This is a genomic window from Cohaesibacter marisflavi (assembly GCF_963665895.2).
In the GTDB taxonomy this organism is placed as follows: domain Bacteria; phylum Pseudomonadota; class Alphaproteobacteria; order Rhizobiales; family Cohaesibacteraceae; genus Cohaesibacter; species Cohaesibacter marisflavi.
The window spans coordinates 745,811-768,450 of record NZ_OY762534.1 but is presented as its reverse complement, the minus strand read 5'-3'; the positions used below and the strand labels follow the sequence as shown (position 1 = coordinate 768,450).

General features: G+C 52.7%; 18 protein-coding genes. 8 read left to right on the top strand and 10 right to left on the bottom strand.

All coding sequences use genetic code 11. The annotated features are described in order from the left end of the window. Positions 1–154 precede the first annotated feature (154 nt). The 4 genes from ACKPCT_RS04705 to ACKPCT_RS04690 all read left to right on the top strand — a co-directional run bounded on the left by ACKPCT_RS04705 (position 155) and on the right by ACKPCT_RS04690 (position 4,634). Positions 155–901, top strand: coding sequence for a hypothetical protein (locus tag ACKPCT_RS04705; RefSeq protein ID WP_319568535.1), 747 nt, complete (start codon positions 155–157; stop codon positions 899–901). 134 nt (positions 902–1,035) lie between these two features. Beyond that, entirely contained in the window at positions 1,036–1,512 is a 477-nt protein-coding gene (locus tag ACKPCT_RS04700) for a hypothetical protein (protein WP_319568534.1), read from the top strand. 227 nt (positions 1,513–1,739) lie between these two features. Continuing rightward, a complete protein-coding gene (locus ACKPCT_RS04695) occupies positions 1,740–3,248 on the top strand; it encodes a DEAD/DEAH box helicase (RefSeq protein ID WP_319569384.1) in 1,509 nt (502 codons plus the stop codon). A gap of 393 nt (positions 3,249–3,641) precedes the next feature. Continuing rightward, on the top strand, positions 3,642–4,634 hold the full coding sequence (locus tag ACKPCT_RS04690) for a GGDEF domain-containing protein (protein WP_244544663.1): 993 nt from the start codon (positions 3,642–3,644) through the stop codon (positions 4,632–4,634). Positions 4,635–4,728: 94 nt separating this feature from the next. Here the strand turns inward: ACKPCT_RS04690 and ACKPCT_RS04685 are convergent, their stop codons facing one another. From ACKPCT_RS04685 to ACKPCT_RS04655, 7 genes are all read right to left on the bottom strand, one after another. After that, positions 4,729–5,115 (bottom strand): HesB/IscA family protein, encoded by a 387-nt coding sequence (locus ACKPCT_RS04685; protein WP_090072190.1) that lies wholly within the window; start codon positions 5,113–5,115, stop codon positions 4,729–4,731. Between the two features lie 182 nt (positions 5,116–5,297). Continuing rightward, positions 5,298–5,687, bottom strand: coding sequence for an SUF system Fe-S cluster assembly protein (locus tag ACKPCT_RS04680; protein WP_244544678.1), 390 nt, complete (start codon positions 5,685–5,687; stop codon positions 5,298–5,300). 67 nt (positions 5,688–5,754) lie between these two features. Beyond that, complete coding sequence (locus tag ACKPCT_RS04675; protein ID WP_090071649.1) at positions 5,755–7,005, bottom strand: cysteine desulfurase; 1,251 nt, start codon at positions 7,003–7,005, stop codon at positions 5,755–5,757. Positions 7,006–7,064: 59 nt separating this feature from the next. Continuing rightward, positions 7,065–8,372: a Fe-S cluster assembly protein SufD gene (sufD, locus tag ACKPCT_RS04670; RefSeq protein ID WP_090071651.1), complete on the bottom strand. Its 1,308-nt coding sequence runs from the start codon at positions 8,370–8,372 to the stop codon at positions 7,065–7,067. A 14-nt stretch (positions 8,373–8,386) separates the two neighbouring features. Continuing rightward, on the bottom strand, positions 8,387–9,139 hold the full coding sequence (gene sufC / locus ACKPCT_RS04665) for a Fe-S cluster assembly ATPase SufC (RefSeq protein WP_090071653.1): 753 nt from the start codon (positions 9,137–9,139) through the stop codon (positions 8,387–8,389). Positions 9,140–9,264: 125 nt separating this feature from the next. Continuing rightward, positions 9,265–10,749, bottom strand: coding sequence for a Fe-S cluster assembly protein SufB (gene sufB, locus ACKPCT_RS04660; RefSeq protein WP_090071655.1), 1,485 nt, complete (start codon positions 10,747–10,749; stop codon positions 9,265–9,267). Positions 10,750–11,004: 255 nt separating this feature from the next. Beyond that, a complete protein-coding gene (locus ACKPCT_RS04655; RefSeq protein ID WP_319568533.1) occupies positions 11,005–12,192 on the bottom strand; it encodes a cysteine desulfurase family protein in 1,188 nt (395 codons plus the stop codon). A gap of 374 nt (positions 12,193–12,566) precedes the next feature. Between ACKPCT_RS04655 and ACKPCT_RS04650 the strand changes: the two genes are divergently transcribed. Further along, entirely contained in the window at positions 12,567–13,271 is a 705-nt protein-coding gene (locus ACKPCT_RS04650; protein WP_090071658.1) for an alpha/beta hydrolase, read from the top strand. A gap of 87 nt (positions 13,272–13,358) precedes the next feature. Here the strand turns inward: ACKPCT_RS04650 and ACKPCT_RS04645 are convergent, their stop codons facing one another. Together ACKPCT_RS04645 and ACKPCT_RS04640 are read right to left on the bottom strand one after the other, a co-directional pair. Continuing rightward, entirely contained in the window at positions 13,359–13,964 is a 606-nt protein-coding gene (locus ACKPCT_RS04645) for a class I SAM-dependent methyltransferase (RefSeq protein WP_319568532.1), read from the bottom strand. 46 nt (positions 13,965–14,010) lie between these two features. Beyond that, on the bottom strand, positions 14,011–15,150 hold the full coding sequence (locus ACKPCT_RS04640) for an anhydro-N-acetylmuramic acid kinase (protein ID WP_244544664.1): 1,140 nt from the start codon (positions 15,148–15,150) through the stop codon (positions 14,011–14,013). Between the two features lie 152 nt (positions 15,151–15,302). Between ACKPCT_RS04640 and tyrS the strand changes: the two genes are divergently transcribed. After that, the gene (tyrS, locus tag ACKPCT_RS04635; protein ID WP_090071661.1) at positions 15,303–16,559 is read left to right on the top strand and encodes a tyrosine--tRNA ligase; all 1,257 of its coding nucleotides are present in this window, start codon (positions 15,303–15,305) and stop codon (positions 16,557–16,559) included. A gap of 149 nt (positions 16,560–16,708) precedes the next feature. On the opposite strand, the gene ACKPCT_RS04630 is transcribed toward tyrS, so the two are convergent. After that, positions 16,709–20,110 (bottom strand): AsmA-like C-terminal region-containing protein, encoded by a 3,402-nt coding sequence (locus ACKPCT_RS04630; protein WP_319568531.1) that lies wholly within the window; start codon positions 20,108–20,110, stop codon positions 16,709–16,711. A gap of 263 nt (positions 20,111–20,373) precedes the next feature. On the opposite strand from ACKPCT_RS04630, the gene bcp reads away from it, so the two are divergent. Both bcp and ACKPCT_RS04620 read left to right on the top strand, forming a co-directional pair. Next, positions 20,374–20,853, top strand: coding sequence for a thioredoxin-dependent thiol peroxidase (gene bcp, locus ACKPCT_RS04625; RefSeq protein WP_319568530.1), 480 nt, complete (start codon positions 20,374–20,376; stop codon positions 20,851–20,853). Positions 20,854–21,070: 217 nt separating this feature from the next. After that, positions 21,071–22,546: a M23 family metallopeptidase gene (locus tag ACKPCT_RS04620; protein WP_090071667.1), complete on the top strand. Its 1,476-nt coding sequence runs from the start codon at positions 21,071–21,073 to the stop codon at positions 22,544–22,546. Positions 22,547–22,640: the final 94 nt, after the last annotated feature.

The window sequence follows — 22,640 nt, the reverse complement described above, 5'->3', positions numbered from 1 at the left end:
GGCTCCTCTTCTTGCGCTTCGCGCAAAGAGTTTGTGCTTGCAAAGCCCCCAAGGCACGCTAACAATTATCAGACCATATGCAGGCCGAAATGCCTGCAGCAAGGTTCCCGAGCCTTTCTTGAAAAGGAACGCGGAAGAAACGACAAGGTCTGTCATGACGCTTCAGCTATTCAACAAACGGCCCTTCAGTCTGGTGCTTTTGCCCTTGGCACAGGGGATCGTGCTGGGCACGGCCCTAATCATGTTGTCGCAACACTCGGCCATTGCAGCAAGCGGCGTGACCATCAATGGCGTGGTTCCCCAGCCAGACTATTCATCCTCCAGTCAGGGATATCCTTATTCGAGTGGTCCCGTAGGGTCTCGAGCGACCGTGAATGGTCGCTCTATCAAGGAAATGGGTGGCAAGACCTACTCCAGCACCCCTGCGCAAGGTCCGGTCATTTTACGAGACCTTGGCGCCCTGCCCCTGCCAGTCTGGCGCATGGCAAAAGCCATTTTCGAGGCCAGCCAAGAAGACAGTCTTGATGCCATGCGCATGGCTATCGAAATGAATGAAATGCCCCCCAGCTTCGGAGCCGTGGCCGCCGACAACAACGATCCCGTAGCACAATTGCGCAGCCTTTCCCAAAGTGGAGAGGATGAGGAAATTCTCAATGCGCTCTTCGACACACTCAACAGTGGCTTTGTACATGTAGGCCAGAACACGCCCTATGAGGCCTATGTCTGGCCCTACTTTGCGCACTACCCAATATCCTCCCTCGACACAGCACAAAGAGAAGAATTACGCCAGCTCTTGCCGCAAGATGCCTACGAGCAAACCATCCAATCTGGGCAATATGCCTATTATATACTTGGCATTAGCCCTGATGGCGTCTGGCAATATTTCGTCAAAGAGCAATAATCAGCTAGTCTAGCGACAAATTTTGACTTTTCAGCTCTTGAAATAGCCGCTAATCTTGCCATATCAGAAATTGCACCTGCCAATAGCATTTATTTTTTATCGAACGCATTTCTTGATAGGCACGGGAACACGGCATGAGACGGTCAAAGGATCCAAGGAACAAGCGACTCTTAGCGCCCCTTCATGCCGATCGCCATGAACAATATAAGCGCAAGAAGCACAGCCTAAAGCCCCATCAATCCCAGAGTTACGGCGACGTTGTACGGCGTACATTCTTCTTTCAGCTCAGACTAGCTGCAGACAACCTGCGTGATTTGATGCTAAGCCCGATCGCTATCGTGGCGGCCTTGCTTGGACTGCTTCGCCCAAGCGATCCCTCCTGGGCGCTGGATCGCCTGATGCTTTTCGGTCGCGCAACGGATCGCTGGATCAATCTGTTTGAAGAAGTAGACAAGGATGCGCCCGACCACTCCGGCCAAACCCTTGACGATCTGCTTGATAATGTCGAAAACAAAATCAAGACGAAACTTGATCCGGAAACCCCGGCAGAAGAGTCTTCTTGGGCCAGTTGCTTTGAGGCTTTTCAAGCTTCGCAACCATCGCGCAAATGATATAGTCACTTTTTACAACAGCAGGTTTTACTGTGCCCAATTGAAATTTGGGGAAAATTGTCCAATTTCCAGTTTTAGCATCTCAAATAAACCGTATTTGCCGCATTGCATTGACAAATTCGCTCAAAATCGTATGGTTCCGCCAACTTCTAAAACCTATGCACGTTTTCAGTTTTACTTAATTATGAGAATTACCGAAAACGCAGCGCAACAATTGGTTCCATCATCTGATGAATTTTTCGGATCTAGGTCTGAGTGAAAAAGTGCTCGCAGCAGTAAAATCTGCTGGGTATGAAAAGCCAACCCCAATTCAAGAACAGGCAATTCCTCATGTCCTTGCCCGCAAGGATGTTCTAGGGGTGGCTCAAACCGGTACGGGCAAGACAGCCTCTTTCACGCTTCCAATGCTCTCATTGCTGGAGAGCGGCCGCGCAAGAGCGCGCATGCCACGCACTCTCATTTTGGAACCAACCAGAGAATTGGCCGCTCAGGTCGAGCAGAGCTTTTCCTCTTACGGTCAGAACCATAAACTGACGGTAGCCCTTCTGATTGGTGGTGTATCCTTCGCCGAGCAGCTCAAAAAGCTGGATCGTGGCGCAGACGTACTGATCGCGACCCCGGGCCGCCTTCTGGACCATTTCGAACGGGGCAAATTGCTGTTGACCGGCGTTGACACCTTTGTTGTCGACGAAGCTGACCGCATGCTGGATATGGGTTTCATTCCCGATATTGAGCGGATTTGTAAACTTCTGCCTTTCACCCGTCAGACCGTTTTCTTCTCTGCGACCATGCCAAAGGAAATTCAGCGCTTGGCTGATCAATTCCTGCATAATCCAGTAAAAGTGGAAGTCGCTCCGGCGGCCTCAACCGCAAAAACGATCACCCAGCGCCTCATCTCCTCCGGTTCCAAACCGTGGGACAAACGCGCCGTTCTTCGGTCTCTCATCAATGACGCCAAAGATCTGACCAACGCGATTATCTTCTGCAACCGCAAGCGCGATGTTGCAACTGTGTGTCGTTCGCTCAACAAACATGGCTTTAATGCCGGTGCGCTTCATGGCGATATGGATCAGACCTCACGCATGACGACATTGGATGGTTTCAAGAATAATGAAATCACCCTTCTGGTTGCTAGCGACGTGGCCGCTCGCGGATTGGACATCCCAAGCGTCAGCCATGTCTTCAACTTCGATCTGCCAACCCACGCGGAAGATTATGTCCATCGCATCGGCCGCACCGGTCGCGCGGGGCGCGAGGGCGTTGCGATCTCAATCGCGACAAAGGCCGACAAAAAATATCTCGATGCCATCAAATCCCTGACCGGAGATGAGGTGGAATGGATAGGAGACATCGACTACTCCTCTCACTCTTCCGAGGATGACGAACAGGATCAGGGCAAGTCTCGCAAACCACGCCGCAGCCGTGGCAAGGCCAAGGCAGACTCAGCCAAACAAGACGAGCAGCCTAAAGAGAAGGCAGAAAAGCCGCAGCAAAAAGAGGAAGTTTCAGCCAACAAGGATGAAGCGCCGGCTCAACAGAGCAGCGGACGAAGAACCAGCAACACACGCTCTGACCGTACAGATCGCTCTGACAACAATGCGCGCAACAACAGGGGCCGATCCAAGGATCGTGGCGACAGGCAAGTGATCGGAATGGGTGATCATGTTCCCGCATTCCTGCTTCAGCCCATCCGCCCACCCAAGAGCAAAGCGCAAAAGAACGGCACAACGGATTGAAGCTTTGCTCGCGATGATAGCATTAAAGGTTGCTGTCTTGGCAAGCAAACCACCTGCCCGTTGCAGATGAGTTAACTATAACTAACAAAAACCCCGGTCTTCCGGGGTTTTTATTTATTCTATGTAAGAAAAAACAGATCCCATTTTCCCTCTTAAGCTGTATTAGCCAAGTGTTCAAGCATAGTCAAAGATGCATTTTTAGGCTTATGTGAAGCGAAAGGCCACCATATTTAACGTCGTTTTAAGCCTTGCCCGACTACTATTGGGCAAAATTTTGGGGCGAACCGAGGGGATTGCGTGACCAGTCACGCAGCAAACGCAATGGACAATAGCGATTTCAAACGCACATATATTTATGGTGAGTCTGCGCTGGGAAATCTGAAAAAAAATCAGATGCCGGCTTACCCTCGCAATTATGAAATCTGGTACACCTATGCTGCCGGTTTTAATCGTGGATTGAACAAAGCAATCAACGACATTCTAAGAACAAATGGGTCCATTACGCTCTCGCAGCTTGATACGATCTATAATGAACATTTGGCTCCGAGCCGTTTGGGCGATCGCGTTGACGAAGTTGGTGGGAAAATTTCGAGCGAGATCCGGTCCATTGTACGTGAAGTCGAAGGCTATATTTCAGCCACCAGCCAGTATGGCGATGCCCTCATGGGCGCGTCACACAATCTTTCCAAGACAGAAGACCGGAATGTCATCCGCGAAATCGTATCTCAGTTGATTAATTCAACGAAAGAAGCAGAAGAACAGAACCGGACATTGAGTGAGCAACTCGCTGCATCTCAGGCTCAGGTTCAACAGCTTAGAGAATCTCTGGATACTATCCGATATGAATCCCTGACCGATGATCTGACGACTCTGGCCAATCGCAAGCATTTCGACCGTTCGCTCGAGCAGGCCATGGAAGAAGCTGTTGAGAATGATGAACCCCTCTCACTGCTCATGACCGACATCGATCATTTCAAAAAATTCAACGACACCTATGGTCACCAAACCGGCGATCAGGTGCTTCGTCTGGTTGCCGTGGCCGTGAAACAGAATGTCAAAGGCCGTGATGTTCCCTGCCGTTATGGCGGAGAAGAATTTGCAGTTGTGCTGCCAAACACCAATTTGAGACAGGCAGTGGCTGTAGCTGAAAGCATCCGCAAAGCGGTCATGGCGAAAGAACTCATCAAGCGCTCCACTGGCGAGAATCTGGGACGCATTACGATTTCCATCGGCTGTTCCACTCTCTCCAAGGGTGACACGATGCAAGATTTGATCGAACGGGCAGACCAATCTCTCTATACGGCAAAACGCGGCGGACGCAATCTTGTCAAATGCGAAACCGATCCGGATGTCAATCTGCTACTGGATGAAACCGGCGTTGCCTGAACCCGCACATACACGGAATAAGCAAAAAGCGGCCATTGGCCGCTTTTTTCATGGCTCTAAGGCACTCCAGCGATCCAATAGCGCACGCTCTGGATTAAGCGTGGCTCTTCATCGCTTCCAGAGCAGACGGATCCACAGGGGTCAGTTCCACCGATTCACCGCAGCCGCAAGCCGAAGTCTGGTTAGGGTTATTAAATGTGAGCCCCGAGCGGAACTTGGTCTGCTCATAGCCCAGCTCTGTGCCCAATAAAAACAAAACGGCCTTAGGGTCAACAAACACTGAGACACCCTTGTCTTCGACAAGATCGTCAGCTGGATTCACGTCGGTCACCTTGTCCAGAACATATTCCATACCGGCACAGCCACCATTCTTCACACCGATGCGGATGCCCTTCACCGGTTCATCAGATGCATTGACAACAGAGCGGATAAAATCGGCCGCTTCGTCGGAAATGGTCAGAACCTGAAATTTGCCAGCCATGGCGGCACCTTCTTTCATATATCTGTCGCATCATTGCGTTGGCATCAAAAGCTCAACGACATTCATCTCGTGGACAGGTCTATCGCAGGCCACAAGCGACATCTCCCCATCCGGGAAGATGACGATTGCACCCTCTGGCGACACCGGACCTGAACGATCATCTGACGCCAACCGCCAGTCGATCAGTACCAGTTTATCGCAATCTTGGCTTCTTCGCTCATGCGATCCGGCGTCCAGGGGGGATCAAACACCATATTGACCTTGACGATCCCCACTCCGGCGACCGAACTGACGGCATTTTCAACCCAGGACGGCATCTCACCGGCAACCGGACAGCCCGGCGCAGTCAGCGTCATATCAATCTCTACATTCCGGTCATCATCGATATCCACCCGATAGATCAGACCGATTTCATAGATGTCAGCCGGAATTTCCGGATCATAAACAGTTTTAAGCGCCTCGACGATGTCCGCACTCAGTCGCTCTAGTTCATCGATCGGAATGCCCGAAGCGGGAGCCATACTCGGGGCATTTGGCTCTTCTGCCTCACTATTGCTCACTGTCTCACTCATCATTATGAACCCATTTCTCTATTTCTACCCTTGGCCGCGCCAAAGAAAATCAAACCTCGAGGCGCGCTTACGAGAAGAAATCCCGCGCCTTGTCCAGTGCCTGTGCGAGAATGTCGATCTCAGCTTTGGTGTTATAAAGTCCGAACGAAGCGCGACACGTAGACGTCACCCCATACCGGCTCATCAGTGGTTGGGCACAATGAGTGCCCGCACGCACGGCAACACCTGCCCGGTCAATGACCATCGAAACATCATGCGCGTGAATGCCTTCCAGCTCAAAGGAGATGATTGCCCCCTTGTCTCTGGCAGTTCCGAAAATGCGCAGCGCGTTGATAGCACCCAACTTTTCATGAGCATAGGCCCGCAATGTCTCTTCATGCGCTGCGATTTTATCGCGCCCTATACTATCCATATAGTCAAGCGCGACGCCCAATCCAATAGCCTGAACAATCGGCGGGGTGCCGGCTTCAAATTTGTGCGGCGCCTCACCATAGCTTACGCCGTCCAGCGTGACATCCTTGATCATCTCGCCGCCGCCCATGAAGGGAGGCATAGCATCAAGCAATTCCGCCTTGCCGTAAAGCGCGCCAATACCTGAAGGTCCATAGAGCTTGTGCCCCGTGATGGCGAGGAAATCCACGTCGAGATCCTGCACATCAATCGGCATATGCACCGCGCTCTGGCTGGCATCCACCAACACCTTGGCGCCTGCCGCATGAGCCTTCTTGATCACGTCCTTAACCGGCACAATCGTGCCGATAGCATTGGACATCTGCGTAATGGCAACGATCTTGGTCTTGTCCGTCAGGAGCTTTTCAAACTCTTCCATCAGGAAGTTGCCATCCTCATCCACCGGCGCCCATTTGATCACAACACCACGCTGTTCGCGCAGGAAGTGCCAGGGCACGATGTTGGAATGATGCTCAAGGATGGAAATGATCACCTCATCGCCTTCTTCCAGAACCATGCCGCCATAGGAATGGGCCACAAGATTGATGGCTTCGGTTGAAGAGCGGGTGAATATGACATTGTCTACCGAAGGAGCATTGAGAAAGCGGCGCACGGTTTCGCGCGCAGCTTCAAATTTATCCGTCGCAAGATTGGAGAGGAAATGCAGCCCCCTGTGCACGTTGGCATATTCGTTCGAATAAGCCTCGGCGATGGCATCGATTACGACCTTCGGCTTCTGCGCCGATGCGCCGTTATCGAAATAAACCAATGGCTTGCCGTAAACTTCCCGCGAAAGAATAGGGAAATCTACGCGAATAGCCTCAACGTCATAGCCTTCGCTTGCGGCCACCTGAGGGGAATGCATCATGGTCCTATTTCCAATTCTGGGCACTCATAAAAGAGTGCCCTTCTTATATTAACTATGCGTCACTCGGAAAGACCAAGACGGTCCAGAATATAGCCTTCCAGAGCTTCTACGAATTGATCGTTGGAAACATTTTCGATCGCTTCCGCGAGGAAAGCCATGACCAACATTTTCTTGGCCAAATCCTTGGGAATACCGCGTGATCCCAGATAGAACAGAAGGTCTTCATCCAGGTCACCACAGGTTGCCCCATGCCCACAGACAACGTCGTCAGCATAGATTTCCAACTCTGGCTTGTTGTTGAAGGACGCATCCTCAGACAGCAACAAGGCTTGGCTCATCATCTTAGCGTCGGTCTTCTGCGCATACTGGCGCACGATGATCTGCCCCTGGAACACACCTTCAGCTTTGTCATCAAGAACCGTACGATATTGTTCCTTGGAATTGCAGTTTGGTACCGCATGATCCATCTTAAGCGTAATATCGCTATGCCGCTTGCCGTTGACCAGCGAAGCACCAAACAGATCGGCATCGCTATATTCTCCGAGCATCGCAACGAAAGACTGGCTACGCACGAACTGCCCACTGGCAGACAGGGTGAAATGTTCAAAATGCACATTACCCCCGACTGTCGCCGTGGTAGACCCCAGATGGATCGCCTGATCCCCCTCGTTGATGATGCGCATAACATTCAGCTTGACGTCATCCGCGATGCGATAGTCAATGGCACTGTTGAGCTGATAGGCTGCCGCATCGCCAACAAAGGTTTCGATGATACCAACCTTGGCGCCCTTGCCGATAACGACGCGGTTACGCAAGGTGGCAAGACCACCGCCCAGCATCACATGACGAATTTCCAGTGGCTTAGCCAGGTCTGCCCCTTCAGCGATTTCCACGATCACCCCATCCTGCAACAGGGCAGTGTTGAGAGACAGCGCGATATCGCCTTTGGCAATTTCCGGGTCATCCAGCACAAAGTCGCCAGCCTGCAACGCATCCGAAACGGATCGCACAGTAACGGAATCCTCAAGCTCGGACAGGTCTGACAGTTCTGCACTGAAGCAGCCATTGACCAGCACGAGCTGGATCTTGTCGACAGACTTAAGAATGCCCGACCCAGACAGATTTTCCCTTGCTGTGGCCGCATCGACCGGTTCGGCAAGAGCCAGATCAGACGGCATCACCCGCTTGAGGTCGGAATATTTCCAGTCCTCAACGCGACGGGTCGGCAAACCATTCTGCTCGAAAGCAGAAACAGCAGCCGAACGCAGGGACGAAAAGTCCGAATTACCAGGCAGATTTTCCTGCGCTGCTTTCAACAGGCCTTCCAGCGCTTCATCAGCAGCCGTTTTGATTGTAGGTTTCGTCATAAGTCTCCTCCCAATCAAGCCGCAGCTTCGCCGGTGAACTCTGCATAGCCTTTTTCTTCCAGCTGCAGAGCAAGATCCTTATCGCCGGATTTGACGATTTTGCCCTGATACATCACATGCACAACGTCAGGAACAATATAGTTGAGCAAACGCTGATAGTGGGTAATGACCAGCATGGAACGCTCAGGCGATTTCAAGGCATTCACACCATCAGAGACGATCCGTAGCGCATCGATATCAAGGCCGGAGTCGGTCTCATCGAGGATACAGAGCTTTGGCTCAAGCAGGGCCATCTGCAAAATCTCGTTACGTTTCTTCTCGCCACCCGAAAAGCCCACATTGAGCGGACGGCGCAGCATTTCCTGCGTCACATTGAGCTTTGCGGAAAGCTCCTTGACCTTCTTCATGAAATCCGGGGTTTTCAATTCCCCCTCACCGCGAGCCACGCGCTGGGCGTTCAGAGCGGTCTTGAGGAAAGTCATGTTGGCAACACCGGGAATTTCAATCGGATATTGCATGGCAAGGAACAGGCCCACAGCGGCACGTTCATGGGGTTCCATTTCCAGCACATTCTCGCCGTTGAAGAGGATTTCCCCTTCGGTAATTTCGTAGTCATCCTTGCCCGCCAGCACATAGGAGAGCGTGGACTTACCAGAGCCGTTCGGGCCCATGATGGCATGGATTTCGCCTGCATTGATGGTAAGGTCGATACCGCGGAGGATTTTGTTGCCTTCCACTTCGGCATGAAGATTTTTGATTTCCAACATCGTTTTGTTTCCTTTGGGGCGTCGCCTCTCAGGCTTCGCCATCCCAGTAATCATAAGTGTCCCAAGCCCGCGCTACGGGGCCAGATACGGCCAGAGCTCATCGTTTCATGAAAGATGAAACGCGCTTAGCCAACTGATCCTTCGAGAGAAATATTGATCAACTTCTGCGCTTCGACGGCAAATTCCATCGGCAGCTGCTGGATCACATCCTTCACGAAACCGTTGACAATGAGCGCCACAGCCTCTTCTTCGCCAATGCCACGTGCCTGACAATAGAACATCTGGTCATCGGAGATTTTCGAGGTTGTCGCCTCGTGCTCAAAGATGGCAGATGCGTTCTTGCTCTCCACATAAGGCACCGTATGCGCACCACACTGATCACCGATCAGCAAGCTGTCACACTGGGTGAAGTTACGTGCGCCAGAGGCTTTCTTGTGCGCGGACACCAAACCACGGTAGGTGTTGTTGGACCGCCCGGCGGAAATGCCCTTGGAGATGATGCGGGAAGAGGTATTCTTACCCAGATGCGTCATCTTGGTGCCACTGTCGATCTGCTGATAACCGTTGGAAATGGCAATCGAGTAGAATTCGCCAGTGGAATTTTCGCCACGCAGAATGCAGCTAGGATATTTCCATGTGATGGCGGAACCGGTCTCGACCTGGGTCCAGGAAATCTTGGAGTTTTTCTCACGGCAATCACCGCGCTTCGTCACGAAGTTATAGATGCCGCCCTTGCCTTCGCTATCGCCCGGATACCAGTTCTGGACCGTCGAATATTTGATCTCGGCATCTTCCAGAGCAATCAGCTCTACCACAGCAGCATGAAGCTGGTTTTCATCACGCTGAGGGGCCGTGCATCCTTCCAGATAGGACACATAGGAGCCCTTGTCTGCGATGATTAGCGTACGCTCGAACTGGCCCGTATTCTGCTCATTGATACGGAAATAGGTAGACAGCTCCATCGGGCAGCGCACCCCTTCGGGCACATACACGAACGACCCGTCGGTAAAGACCGCGCTGTTCAGAGTTGCATAGAAGTTGTCCGAAACCGGCACCACAGAAGCAAGATACTTCTTGACCAGTTCGGGATGCTCGCGGATGGCTTCCGAAATGGAACAGAAGATCACGCCAGCCTTCTTGAGCTCTTCCTTGAAGGTCGTAGCCACAGACACCGAGTCAAACACGGCATCGACAGCAACCTTGGAATATTGGCGGTTCTCTTCGGTTACACCAGCCAGAATCTCCTGCTCTTGCAGAGGAATACCCAGCTTCTCATAGGTTCTAAGAAGTTCAGGATCCACCTCATCAAGGCTTTTGGGGCCTTCGGCAACCTTCGGTGCGGAATAATAATAGATATCGTTGAATTTGGGTTTGGGATAATCCAGCTTGGCCCATGTCGGCTCTTCCATGGTCAGCCAACGCCGGTAGGCATCCAAGCGCCATTCCAGCATCCATTCAGGTTCTGCCTTCTTGGCGGAAATGAAGCGGATTACGTCCTCATTCAGTCCGATTGGGGCCTTGTCGGATTCGATCTCCGTCACAAAGCCATATTTATACTGGTCAACGTCGATCTGCTTGACTTGATCGACCGTCTCCTTAACAGCAGCCATTTGCTACTCCATTCCTGAGCGGTTTCAAAGACCGCCGGTCATAGGGCTGCTCGCCCAGTTTCCTGCACTATCGTGGATCCAACACTGGTCTGTTGGCAAAGCAAAAATGTCCAGAGATGCCCGATCGCAGTTTTTAACTCATCTCTTTTTTGCCCTGATGCCGCCAGCCCCGGACCAGCAGCACACCCGTTTTGATATCCATGCGCGTCTCTATCACGCAAGAAGATCAATTCCATGATCTCTATATAAGCGCGCTCACAGCGCCTTCTCAATGCCTCTTAAACTATTTTTTGAGTTTTTGACGCATATTTGCCCAAGAGCCTCAATAAGTGCATCGATTTCAGGCTCTTTGCTGTTCCAGCCAAGGCTCATCCGGATCGCAGAACCTGCAACTTTAGTCCCATACCCCATCGCCAATAGCACATGTGAGGCCGAGACCTTGCCTGAAGAGCAGGCTGATCCGGAACTCACGGCAACACCTGCAAGGTCAAGACGGATCAGCGCCATTTCGCCTTTTGTACCCGGAATGGCGAACTGGCTTGTGTTCCCGACCCTTTCAGCATCGGCGCCAAAAATCACGACATCAGGATCCAACGCCCGCAGTTGATCTTCGAAGCGATCACGAAGGGCCGCCAACCTTCCGAATCCATCGGACTTGTGCAAGTCTTCACCCGCAGCCTGACAGGCAACGCCAAATCCGACGATACCAGCCACATTCTCTGTCCCGGCCCTTAGGCGATTCTCTTGCGGACCACCCGTAATCAGGGGCTCAGGCTCGGTTCCTTCATGCGCCATGATCAAGGCACCAACCCCTTTTGGGCCACCGAGCTTGTGCGCAGAGAGCGAAAGACTACTGCAGCCAAGCTCGGTCATATCCAATGGAATACGACCTGCTGCCTGCACGGCATCAAGATGGAAATAGGCGTTGAATTCTTCCGCCAGAGCCGCGATCTCGGCGATCGGCTGAATGACGCCCGTCTCGCTATTCACCGCCATGACTGCAATCATGGGACGGCCTGTTTGCGGGTCATGCGCTTCGAGCAGCAGACGCAGGGCGGACACATCCACCATCCCGTTCGGCAAAACCGGAATTTCGCGCCGCGCTTGGGCACCAAAACGCCCACCGGACAAAACCGACGGATGCTCAATGGCGCTGACGAACAGAGCAGAAGCCGGATCAGGCTGATATTCGACTTTCATATGCGGCGTCAGCGCGAGCATATTCGCTTCGCTGGCTCCGGATGTGAAAATAACCTGACGGGCACCACCCCCGACCAGATCGGCCACCTGCTGTCGGGCCTTCTCCACCAACGCGCGCGCCTCCCGCCCCTCTTTGTGGACCGAAGACGCGTTGCCAGCCACCTCCCACGCTTCAATGATGGCCGCTTTCACATCAGGGCGCAAAGGCGAGGTCGCATTATGATCAAGATAGGCGCGCTGCATTTTTCTTTCCTGTAACTTGCCCCTCGGAACCGTCCCGAGGCTTCTCTTGAGCATTTACCATGGCCCGAGGCAAATTTTGAGACAGTCCGCTAAGATAATTCGTCTACCCGCTGCGAAAAGACTTGAAATTCAACCATCCATTTGTGTTAAGAAGGACAATCAAATGGATCGCACCAACTTTAGCCCTGTCTCTAGTTTTGAACCATTCTAAAACAGCTTTATAAAACTTGCGCCAATTAGTCAAGTTTTATAGCCCCATCCTTTTCCATGGATGACCGCTGAATGTCTGAATGTACACATGTAAGTGAAACAGGCTCAGGCTGAAGCTGTGGGATCCCCATAATGAACCAATTTAAAAGAGGACCGGGCACCCTATGCCAGAGGTGATCTTTAATGGCCCTGCCGGACGCTTGGAAGGACGGCTGCATCCTTCCAAAAACCGCAAGGCCCCCATCGCACTGATTCTTCATCCGCATCCCCGCTTCGGCGGCACCATGAACAACGAGATTATCTATCATCTCTATTACATGTTTGCGCGTCGTGGCTTCACCGTTCTTCGTTTCAATTTCCGCGGAGTCGGCAGATCGCAAGGCACATTTGACCACGGCGTGGGCGAATTATCGGATGCGGCAGCCGCTCTGGACTGGGTCCAGACATTCCATTCAGAAGCCCCCGGCGTCTGGATCGCAGGCTTTTCCTTCGGCGCATGGATCGGCATGCAGTTGCTGATGCGGCGCCCTGAGGTGGAAGGCTTCATCTCTATTGCGCCTCCAGCCAACCTGTATGATTTCTCATTCCTCGCCCCCTGCCCGTCTTCCGGTCTCATCACCCATGGCGGCATGGACAAGGTGGTGCCTCACAAGGATGTTCAGGCCCTCGTCGACAAGCTCAAAACCCAGAAGGGCATTGTCATCGATCAGGAAATCATTCCGGGCGCCAACCACTTCTTCAAGGAAGAGACCGATCAGTTGATCAATGTTTGCGCCAACTATCTGGACAAGCGGATCGGCTTTGATCCTTCCCAACTGGAAGAGATCACGGAAAACGACGACTCGTCGGATTCGGCAATCCAGCTCTAACGGAGCAACCAGATATTCAAAAGGCCGCTTTGAAAGCGGCCTTTTTTGTATCTTCAGGGATTTTTATCATCCCGTCATGTCAACATATCAGCCTTTTCTGAAAGCAAAGCGGCTCCAGGTGATGCCTTTGGCCTTGTTGAGCGGCTGGGAAGACTCAACATTGGCGTGACTGACGAGCGACAGCCCAAGCCCTCGGGCGGCTTCAATCACCTCTTCATCGGAAACCTCAAACATCAACCGCCCTTCCGGCGGCTCCCCATGACGCACAGTCATGGCCAGAAAACCTCCCGGCTCCAAAAGATCGTTAAGGCGCACCATGCCCCTCTCACGCTCTTCCACGTCAAGATGCATCCAGACCGCAATGAGAGTGATGATGTCAAATCTACGCTGCCCCAAGACTTCCAGTTCCGGCAAGGTGTCTTCCAGCCATTCGATGGCTTCAGCCCCTTCCTTGGCCTGAGCAATCTTCCTGAACGCATCTGTCGGCTCAATCGCTGTAACCTGATATCCCTTCTCGGCATAGTGAAGCCCGTCACGTCCCGAGCCTGCACCGATATCCAGCACAGTCAACGGTGCCGGAGGCAACATGTTCAGAAACCAGCCGTGCGAATCTTCAATCTCATACCCATCATAACGCTTGGCGAGACTTGCCGCCGTTATTTCATACCCTCTATTGCTTGGAACACTGACCATGAAAGTCCCCCTGTTTCTTGTCGTGTTAATAGCTCACCCTGAGCATTCAAACCGGTGGTGACAGCACGCCACCGGTCTGCGGCTGCTTGACCCCAGTGGTTCCGGGGAATGTAAGTGGCAGCTGCCGCAACGACCGAACCGCGAGATATCCAAAGGCTTCCGCCTCCAGTCCATCGCCATTCCAGCCAAGATCACCAGCGAGCATAACGGGGCTATCCAGCGCCTCGCCCAACTGATCCATCATATAACCATTATGCTGTCCGCCACCGCAAACAACAACCATCTTAGCCGGTTCCCCTTCCTGGATCTCCATATGCTCTAGTCCAAGACAGAGCGTTTCGACGGTAAAGGCAGTCAGCGTGGCCGCCCCGTCTTCCAGAGACATCGCTTGAATGGGCGAAATATCAAAGGCATTGCGATCCAGCGATTTCGGCGCCGGTTTCCTGAAATAAGGGTTGCCCATCAGGCCGATCAATCCGAGAAAGTCAACAGAACCAGCCGCAGCAATGGCACCATTCTCATCCATAGGCAGCCCATCCTTGCTGAACACCCAGTCATTAATGAGCGCGTTGCCAGGCCCGCTATCAAAGGCAATAAGGGAGCCGTCCTTACTAATCCAGGTGATATTTGCCACCCCGCCGATATTGACTATCGCCAAGGGCTGTTGCAATGGGATGACACTGCAAGCCTTAAGCGCCTTGTGATAGATCGGCACAAGCGGAGCCCCCTGCCCCCCGGCAGCAACGTCGGCAGCACGCAAGTCATGCACGACGGGAATCTTTGTTGCGTTCGCCAGCGCCTGCCCATTGCCAATCTGAACCGTTACGCCAGCGGACGGATCGTGCCAGACGGTTTGCCCGTGAAAGCCGATCACGTCAGGCTTGATCCCCTTGGCGGCATCGTGCGACAGAAGCTGGGCCACAGCCTCACCATGCGCCTTGGTAACCAGAGCTTCGGCCTCCACCAGACAGCCGGGACGTGCCGTCCTGTCTTTCATGCCATGCGCATCGTCAAGCGCCCGACGCAGCAAGGCTTGCTCATGCGCTTCATAGGGGCGAAAAGCCGAGGCGATGGAACGCACCTGCCCCTCTCCGTCGGTCTCAATAAGCGCAGCATCAACGCCATCACAGGACGTTCCGCTCATCAACCCCACCGCAAGCGACAGTTTTTCCTCATTTTTTGCCATTTTTGTCCCCGTCTTCCCAATCTTGATAGTGATCTTTTCCATGATCTTTGCTAGACCATCTCCCCGAAAGGCCATCCTGTCCGGTGTGCCCAGCATCATAGACATCAGGCCAGACTAGCAGTAACAACCGTATCTTTAAGGAGAAAAGCGGCATGACCGCCTTCAAATCCGAATTTCTTCACACTTTGAGTGAGCGTGGCTTCATTCACCAGTGTTCAGACCCGGAAGGGTTAGACAAACTCTTTAGCACGGAGACGGTTACTGCTTATGTGGGCTATGACTGCACGGCTCCCTCTGTTCATGTGGGCAACCTCGTTTCCATGATGATCCTGCACTGGATGCAGAAAACCGGCCATCGTCCCATCGCCCTCATGGGCGGCGGCACCACCATGGTTGGTGACCCGTCCGGTCGCGACGAGACCCGCCAGTTGCTGACCCCGGAAAAGATTCAGTCCAACAAGGAAAGCATCCGCGAAGTTTTCTCCAAGTTGCTCGACTTTGGCGATGGCCCAACCGACGCCGTACAGGAAGACAATGCCAACTGGCTGCTTGATCTCAATTATGTTGAATTCCTGCGCGACATTGGCTCCCGTGTATCGGTCAACCAGATGTTGGCCCGCGACTCTGTGCGTCTGCGCCTTGAGCGCGAGCAGGCCCTCAGCTTCCTTGAATTCAACTACATGCTTCTGCAGGCATACGACTACACCCAGCTCAACAAGCGCTATGGCTGCCGCTTGCAGATGGGCGGCTCAGACCAGTGGGGCAACATTGTCTCCGGTATCGATCTTTGCCGCCGCCTCAACAATGCAGAATGCTACGCACTCACCGTGCCGCTGATCACCAAATCCGACGGCTCAAAAATGGGCAAATCCGTCTCTGGTGCCATCTGGCTGCGTGGCGACATGTACAGCCCGTATGACTACTGGCAGTTCTGGCGCAATGTGTCTGACGCAGACGTCGGGCGTTTCCTGCGCCTCTACACCACGCTGCCGATTGACGAAATCAAGCGTCTGGAAGTGTTGGAAGGCAACGAGCTAAACGAAGCCAAAAAGATTCTGGCAACAGAAGCAACCGCGCTCATTCATAGCCGCGTCGACGCGGACAATGCCGCCGAAACCGCCTTCAAGACATTTGAGGCCGGTCAGGCAGCTGCGGCCAACCTGCCAACGATCGAGGTACCTGAAAGAGATCTGGACGCCGGCATCGGCATCCTTAGCGCATTTGTTACTGCAGGCCTTGCCAAATCCAACGGCGACGCCCGTCGCTCCATCAAGGGCGGTGCCTTGAAGCTCAATGACGAAACCGTCACGGATGACAGCCTGGCATTGACCAAGGCCAACCTCAATGAAGACGGTGTCATCAAGCTTTCCATGGGCAAGAAAAAGCATGTGCTCTTGAAGCTCTCATGAGGTCTTCATCTGGCAAAGCCCTCTAAAGAGGGGCTAAAGCAAAGAAACAGCAAAAAGGCTCCTTTAAAGGAGCCTTTTCCATATCAGGAACAAATGCAGCGGAATGGACAAATACCAATCTACTTGCGCAGCAAACTTCACAAAAAACGTCAGAACTCGAACATCTTGCGCAACGCCCCCGGCGCCAACAGCGAAGCCGGATTGACGATCAATGTCGGGTTCGCCATGTCGCCTTTGACAACATATGTGATCCCCAGCAAACCTTCATTTTTCCGGTTACCAAGCGCTCTGCCAATAATAGGCAGGCGACTGAAAATGTTGTTGACCTTGTAGGCGGGAATATAGGTGCCTGAAAGATTCAAACTACGGGTTTTCATGTCGATGGAACCATCGACCGTCGCCCCCAACACAGGCCCCTTGAGCATGCCTCGCCCGATGCCAAAGACACCATTTTCACCGGAAAACTGCACCGAAAAAGAATCAAACCGACTATCAACGCTCTGGGTTGTAGAGCGCGATGACTGGCGCCTTTCAACCTCGCCACTCATCTTGAAATCCTTTAGAAGGATAGACCCGGATATGGTGTCCAGCCCCTTCCTCAAGGCAACCGACAGTGCCAGTCGCCCTCCCACCACGCGATCAATAGCCCCCAAAAAGCGCAAGAAATCGCCAGCATCCCGTGCATCGAGATGAACCGTCGGAAACTCTTCCTGTTTGGTGATTGCCTCAATCGTGCTAGTACCATCCAGAACCCCGCGAACGTTAATCTTTGTAACCAGTCCGTTTTCGAGCTCAGCGGATGCTGTCAGCCCGGATATGGCGTGGCCCGACAATCCGATCACGCGCTTGATCTTGGCATTCAGCACAACATCCACTGGGCTGGTCTCGCCATCGATTGATTTGCCGACGAAGGGGCTTTTCATTAGCTTTCCGCGCAGATCCAGTACATCTCCATTCACATCGACACGATAAGGCCCCTTGCCGTTCCTCACCACATCGATGCTCAACCGATCCCCCCGACTAAGCGCCAGATTGTCTATCTTGAGAGATTGCAAACCGTCATCCTTGTCGATCACCAACGAGCCATCAGCATCGAAACCATCACCAGAAATGACAAGATTCTCAACGGCGAAATGGTCGCCTTTATCAATCAGGTCAAACGCAGCACTGCCGCGAACATTGGGCTTCTTGCTCCAGCCCAGAACAGTCAAATCCAGTTCAGACCTGGTAAGATCAGCAGTCACCTTGGTCAGCTTGGGTCGATCTCCATTCTGGGTGGCCCGCACAGAGACCGGACCACGCAACCAGTCTTCGAGTCCAAGACCAAACTTGCTGCGGTCTGCATCAGTCAGCGCAAGATCAAAGCTGGAAGAAGAAACAACAGATCCATCGGATGAAGAGGTCAAATCAAGGGCTGCCTTAATGCCATCAATCACGGCAAGCCCTTTGATATCCATGCGTTTGCCGTCAGTATTGATCTCCACATCTGCATCAGAAACCAAATGCCCCCGCAAAGGCTTGGTGCTGGCCGCCCCTTTCAGGGTTATCTGCGCATCATAATTGACATCTTCCAGCTTCAGGGGTTTGATGAACGGGAAGCTCAGGCGCACCTTTGCGCTTGCGGAACCGCTCAAATCAGATGCCTTCTGCCCTTCATTCTTCAAACTGTTGATCGGATCACTATCAATGATCTCGCCAAAGGCTACGGCATCCCCTTCGCCTTCCAGAACCAACACACCAGTAGCAGGCTTTTGAGAATGATCGGGTATCTCGAACCGGCCTTTGCCCACCGGAAACTGCCGTCCCGTTTTGGTGACAAACCGCCCGGTATCTATGGACGTCTGGAATGTGCGCCCTGTGACGATTCCCTCACCCGAGAGGTCCTCTCCAGGTGGCAGCTCGCCAAAGGGAGCCAATCGGGCGTTCTTGAAACCGAATGTGCCATGCACCGCATCATCAGGCAGAATGAGCCGACCTTCTTCATTGCGCTTGAGCATGCTCTCTGTCAGCGCAAGATCGAAATGGCCACCGGTGGCAGTGCCGCCCTCAAGATTTTTCAGCAGCCATTTGCGCGCACCGTTTGCTATATTGACCGGCCACATATGCAACAGCAAATCATAGGGCATTTCAGAGATATCAAAGCCCATATTGAGCGCCAACTCACCATCAACCGGTGAAATGGTGCCAGATCCCGTAACACTACCCTCGTCAGCTACCATACGAATATCGTCGACAGTTGCTACACCGGTCTGACGATCTATGCGGGTCTGAAGGGAAAAAGTTTGAAGCATACGGCTGGGATATGGATTATCCCGAGCAGCCAGCTTCAGATCATTGCCCTGCAACTGCACCAAGATGGCTCCATCCTCGGTATCCGGCCAAACGGCACGGCCAAGGAAGTTCCCTCCGGTCTCTCCAAAGAGCACATGACTGTTAATCAGCCGGAGTTCACGTTCTTCGGGCACCCAGTCCAAGCGGAAAGAGGCACTGTCGAGATAGGCATCGTCCTTTTCGCCAAACTCCATCAGGCCTTCGCCGACATCGAGCAACACCCGCATGCCCGAAAGACTATCATCCTCGTCAAAATTCAACTGCGCCCTGCCAGCAAATGCCGAACTGAAGCTGAAATTCTTGTTCTCGCCAGAGAAGCGCGGCAAGATATCCGTCAAGGAGATATTTTCAAACACCAGCTGGATGGACCGTCCCGCATCAGGATCATCTGATGTGGCGATCGGCACCTCGGCCATGGCCGAATGAATGCGGCCATGCTGTCCGTCATAGGCAAAATCGATGCGCCAGAGATTGTCATCCTCCCCTTGCGGATTGTAGGCAAAGGCAACATTTTCGTAGGTCTTTTCCTTGTCGACCAGCTCATCGCGAAACGATATTTCGGTGTTACGAATGAGAATCTGTGGTGGCCGATTATTAAGATCGTCATCGGCCAGTGGCTTTATGGCGCGGCGCACGGAATTAAGCACAGAAACAAATTGCGGATCGACCGGATCATAAAGGCTATCCGCCGGGGCAGCTCCATCACTCAACCGGCTAGGGTCCTGCCCCGCAATAAGCAGACGTCCCTTGGTGTCTCGGCGGACCTTGACCTTCATGCTCAGAATATTGACATTCCGCGCGCGAATTTCGCGATGCATCAAAGCAAGAAGCCCCACTTCCAAATCAATCTTGGGCGCAGCAAGAAGAACGTCGGCTTCATCACGGAGCTGAACATCTGTTAGTTGCAGGGAAAGGCGCCAGCGATCGGAAAGCCCGATGAGTACGTCTTTCACCTCTAGATTCTGACCGGGAGGTAGTCTCCTGGCAACAAGGTCTTCAATTTCCTCGCGGAAACTACTGATGGAAACAGGAGCATAAGACAGTCGAAGCACTGCGCCGCCCAGAAGCACAAGCAAAAGCAGAACGAATGCACCGCAGAAAACCGCGATCCGCCGTTTCATTCTGGAACGTGAGGCGGGTGCGGATGCGTTGCTATGGTCAGCGGGCTGCTGCTCTGGCGAAAGTTCCGGATCCGGTGGCGTCTCTGAGCGATTAGCCAAAATGATATGCCTCCATATTCGCTTCACTTCTCTTTCGAAGCGCCCTACCACCCCAGATCGCTTTATGCTCTGTTAGGCTAGATTCGTACCGCTCACAAGGTCTTTCTATAAGCCTGCGCGCAAATATAGGAATAAAGTCCCCTCGACCGGAAGGAATATCAAATCCCTGATCCACACCGGATCAAAATGCGTAAGACATATGAATTTCCAGATCGACTCGCGTTAGAGTAACAATAGCGGAAAAAGAGACAAAAGGATGACCCATGCCTGATGATAGCCAAAAACTCGAAGTTGGTGCACAAGCGCCAGATTTTACTCTGAAGACAAACGGTGGCGGAGAGATCACGCTTAGCGCATGTCTGGGCAAACCCGTTATTGTCTATTTTTACCCCAAGGACAACACACCCGGCTGTACAATAGAAGCGGTGGACTTCAGCAGTCTTTCTGATGATTTCGCCGCCCTCGGCATACAGGTTATCGGCATCTCTCCCGATAGCGTGCGCAAGCATGACAATTTCGTCGAAAAACATAATCTTACCATTTGTCTCGCTTCCGATCCGGATCAGGAAATATGCAATGCCTATGGCGTATGGGTTGAAAAGAAGATGTACGGCAAAACCTATATGGGCGTAGAGCGCAGCACCTATCTCATCGATAGCGAAGGCAAGATCGCCCGAATCTGGAGCAAGGTGAAAGTCAAGAATCACGCTTCCGAGGTGCTTGATGCGGCCCAAGCCCTGTAAGACTTCTGCGAATCCCTATTATCAACCCATCGGCCAGAGCGTGAAACACGCGCTCTGGCTGCGCTGATTAACCAAGTTTCATCTCATAAAAACGGCTATTTTCAGCCACTTCCTCCCTTTATCTAGCCACGACACCATTGTTTTATAAACGAAATATTAACCATATTCGCAGCCTAATAGATTGGTTTAATCAGTGTGTCTTATGGCTGGGTGTTAAATGCTTTCTGAAGGAAGAAGTAGAGAGTTTGGTCGCCGGAGGGAACCGCATCGTATCATCATCACGCATGGCGATACGGTTCAGGATTTTATCGTGCGCCCTTGGGTCGTCTCTGGCCTGGCATTTTTCGGCATTCTCTTCAGCATCATGTATCTGTCTGCAACGGCTTATCTTGTTTTTCGCGATGATATTCTATCCTACTCGCGAGCCGAACAGGCCCAGATGCAGAGCAAATATGAAGACCGCATTGCCCAGCTACGTAGCCAGATAGACCGCATCGCCAGCCGCCAGATGCTGGACCAGCAAGCCCTTGAGAGCCATGTCCAGAAGTTGATGCAGAAACAGGCTGATTTTGAAGCCTATTCCTCTGTGTTGGATCCGATCATCAACAAAGCCCGTGAAGCAGGCCTTCCCATCCGTTCGGAATTGAAAGTCCCGCTACCCAAAACAGCTCCGTGGCGCACCAAAGAAAAGCAGGCTGCTGCGCCCATGGCAAAGCCGGAAGCTTCACCGAATCTTGCGCTCGCTTATGCAGGAACTGCTGTGGCGCACGCTCCCGTATCAGCTGAAGCAATTTCCAGCCGCTTTGAGGAGCTTACGCGCCTAGGGTTCAGAAGCAGCAAATCTTTCACAGATAGCGCAGCGGCTTCCACTCAGACGCCGCAAGACAGTGCGCCCCTTCTTCAAACGGATGAGACAACAGCCCTTGCCTATAATGAAGAAGAAACTCCTTCGATTTTCGATGCAACCGAAGTCTCTTCAGAGGATGACAAGACCATTCTCAAACTGGCTGATGCAACTGATCGTCTTGAGCAGGAGATGATCGATAGCAAGGTCATCTTGCACAATCTGCTCAATGACCTGCGTTACAAATCAGACCGCGTGGAAAAGCGCATCGCATCCCTTGGTATCAGAGTTGACGTGCCTGCAGAAAATGCTGCCGTTGGTGGTCCTTACATCCCCATCTCAGATGAATACAACCACGATCAGCTCGCTGAAGATGCCGAGAAGGTCGAGATTGCTCTGGACCGTTTTGTTCAGCTCAAGAATCAGGTCAAGAAACTGCCCATCAGTCACCCCCTGCCCTCCGGACGTCTCTCAAGCAAATTCGGAATTCGCAAGGATCCGTTTCTCAACCGCATGTCCATGCATTCAGGCATCGACGTCGCGGATCGGTACGGCAATTCAATTCGGGCGGCAGGCATCGGCACCGTCACCTATGCTGGCCCACGCTCCGGTTACGGCATCATGGTCGAAGTAGATCACGGCAATGGCGTCGTCAGCCGATATGCTCATATGAGCAAGGCGCTAGCCAAAAAGGGCGAACATGTCAACACAGGCACCATCATTGGCAAGGTTGGCTCAACCGGGCGCTCAACCGGCCCTCACCTGCATTTCGAAACCCGCGTAAGAGGCAAAGCAGTAAACCCCTACTCTTTCCTTATCGCAGGAAAAGAATTGCATAAGTTGATTTAGGCGTAGATTTTCTTATCCTATAGACTCAACTGGGCACCCACCGAAAATAATCAGTCGTCAGAACTGCCCATGCGGTATCGCGCCCAGCCCTTAT

Bases quoted from the DNA above. Each gene is read 5' to 3' on its own strand.
- ACKPCT_RS04705 (WP_319568535.1), top strand. From the start codon at position 155: ATGACGCTTCAGCTATTCAACAAACGGCCCTTCAGTCTGGTGCTTTTG.
- ACKPCT_RS04700 (WP_319568534.1), top strand. From the start codon at position 1,036: ATGAGACGGTCAAAGGATCCAAGGAACAAGCGACTCTTAGCGCCCCTT.
- ACKPCT_RS04690 (WP_244544663.1), top strand. From the start codon at position 3,642: ATGCCGGCTTACCCTCGCAATTATGAAATCTGGTACACCTATGCTGCC.
- ACKPCT_RS04685 (WP_090072190.1), bottom strand. From the start codon at position 5,115: ATGGCTGGCAAATTTCAGGTTCTGACCATTTCCGACGAAGCGGCCGAT.
- ACKPCT_RS04680 (WP_244544678.1), bottom strand. From the start codon at position 5,687: ATGAGTGAGACAGTGAGCAATAGTGAGGCAGAAGAGCCAAATGCCCCG.
- ACKPCT_RS04675 (WP_090071649.1), bottom strand. From the start codon at position 7,005: ATGATGCATTCCCCTCAGGTGGCCGCAAGCGAAGGCTATGACGTTGAG.
- sufD (WP_090071651.1), bottom strand. From the start codon at position 8,372: ATGACGAAACCTACAATCAAAACGGCTGCTGATGAAGCGCTGGAAGGC.
- sufC (WP_090071653.1), bottom strand. From the start codon at position 9,139: ATGTTGGAAATCAAAAATCTTCATGCCGAAGTGGAAGGCAACAAAATC.
- sufB (WP_090071655.1), bottom strand. From the start codon at position 10,749: ATGGCTGCTGTTAAGGAGACGGTCGATCAAGTCAAGCAGATCGACGTT.
- ACKPCT_RS04655 (WP_319568533.1), bottom strand. From the start codon at position 12,192: ATGCAGCGCGCCTATCTTGATCATAATGCGACCTCGCCTTTGCGCCCT.
- ACKPCT_RS04650 (WP_090071658.1), top strand. From the start codon at position 12,567: ATGCCAGAGGTGATCTTTAATGGCCCTGCCGGACGCTTGGAAGGACGG.
- ACKPCT_RS04645 (WP_319568532.1), bottom strand. From the start codon at position 13,964: ATGGTCAGTGTTCCAAGCAATAGAGGGTATGAAATAACGGCGGCAAGT.
- ACKPCT_RS04640 (WP_244544664.1), bottom strand. From the start codon at position 15,150: ATGGCAAAAAATGAGGAAAAACTGTCGCTTGCGGTGGGGTTGATGAGC.
- tyrS (WP_090071661.1), top strand. From the start codon at position 15,303: ATGACCGCCTTCAAATCCGAATTTCTTCACACTTTGAGTGAGCGTGGC.
- bcp (WP_319568530.1), top strand. From the start codon at position 20,374: ATGCCTGATGATAGCCAAAAACTCGAAGTTGGTGCACAAGCGCCAGAT.
- ACKPCT_RS04620 (WP_090071667.1), top strand. From the start codon at position 21,071: ATGCTTTCTGAAGGAAGAAGTAGAGAGTTTGGTCGCCGGAGGGAACCG.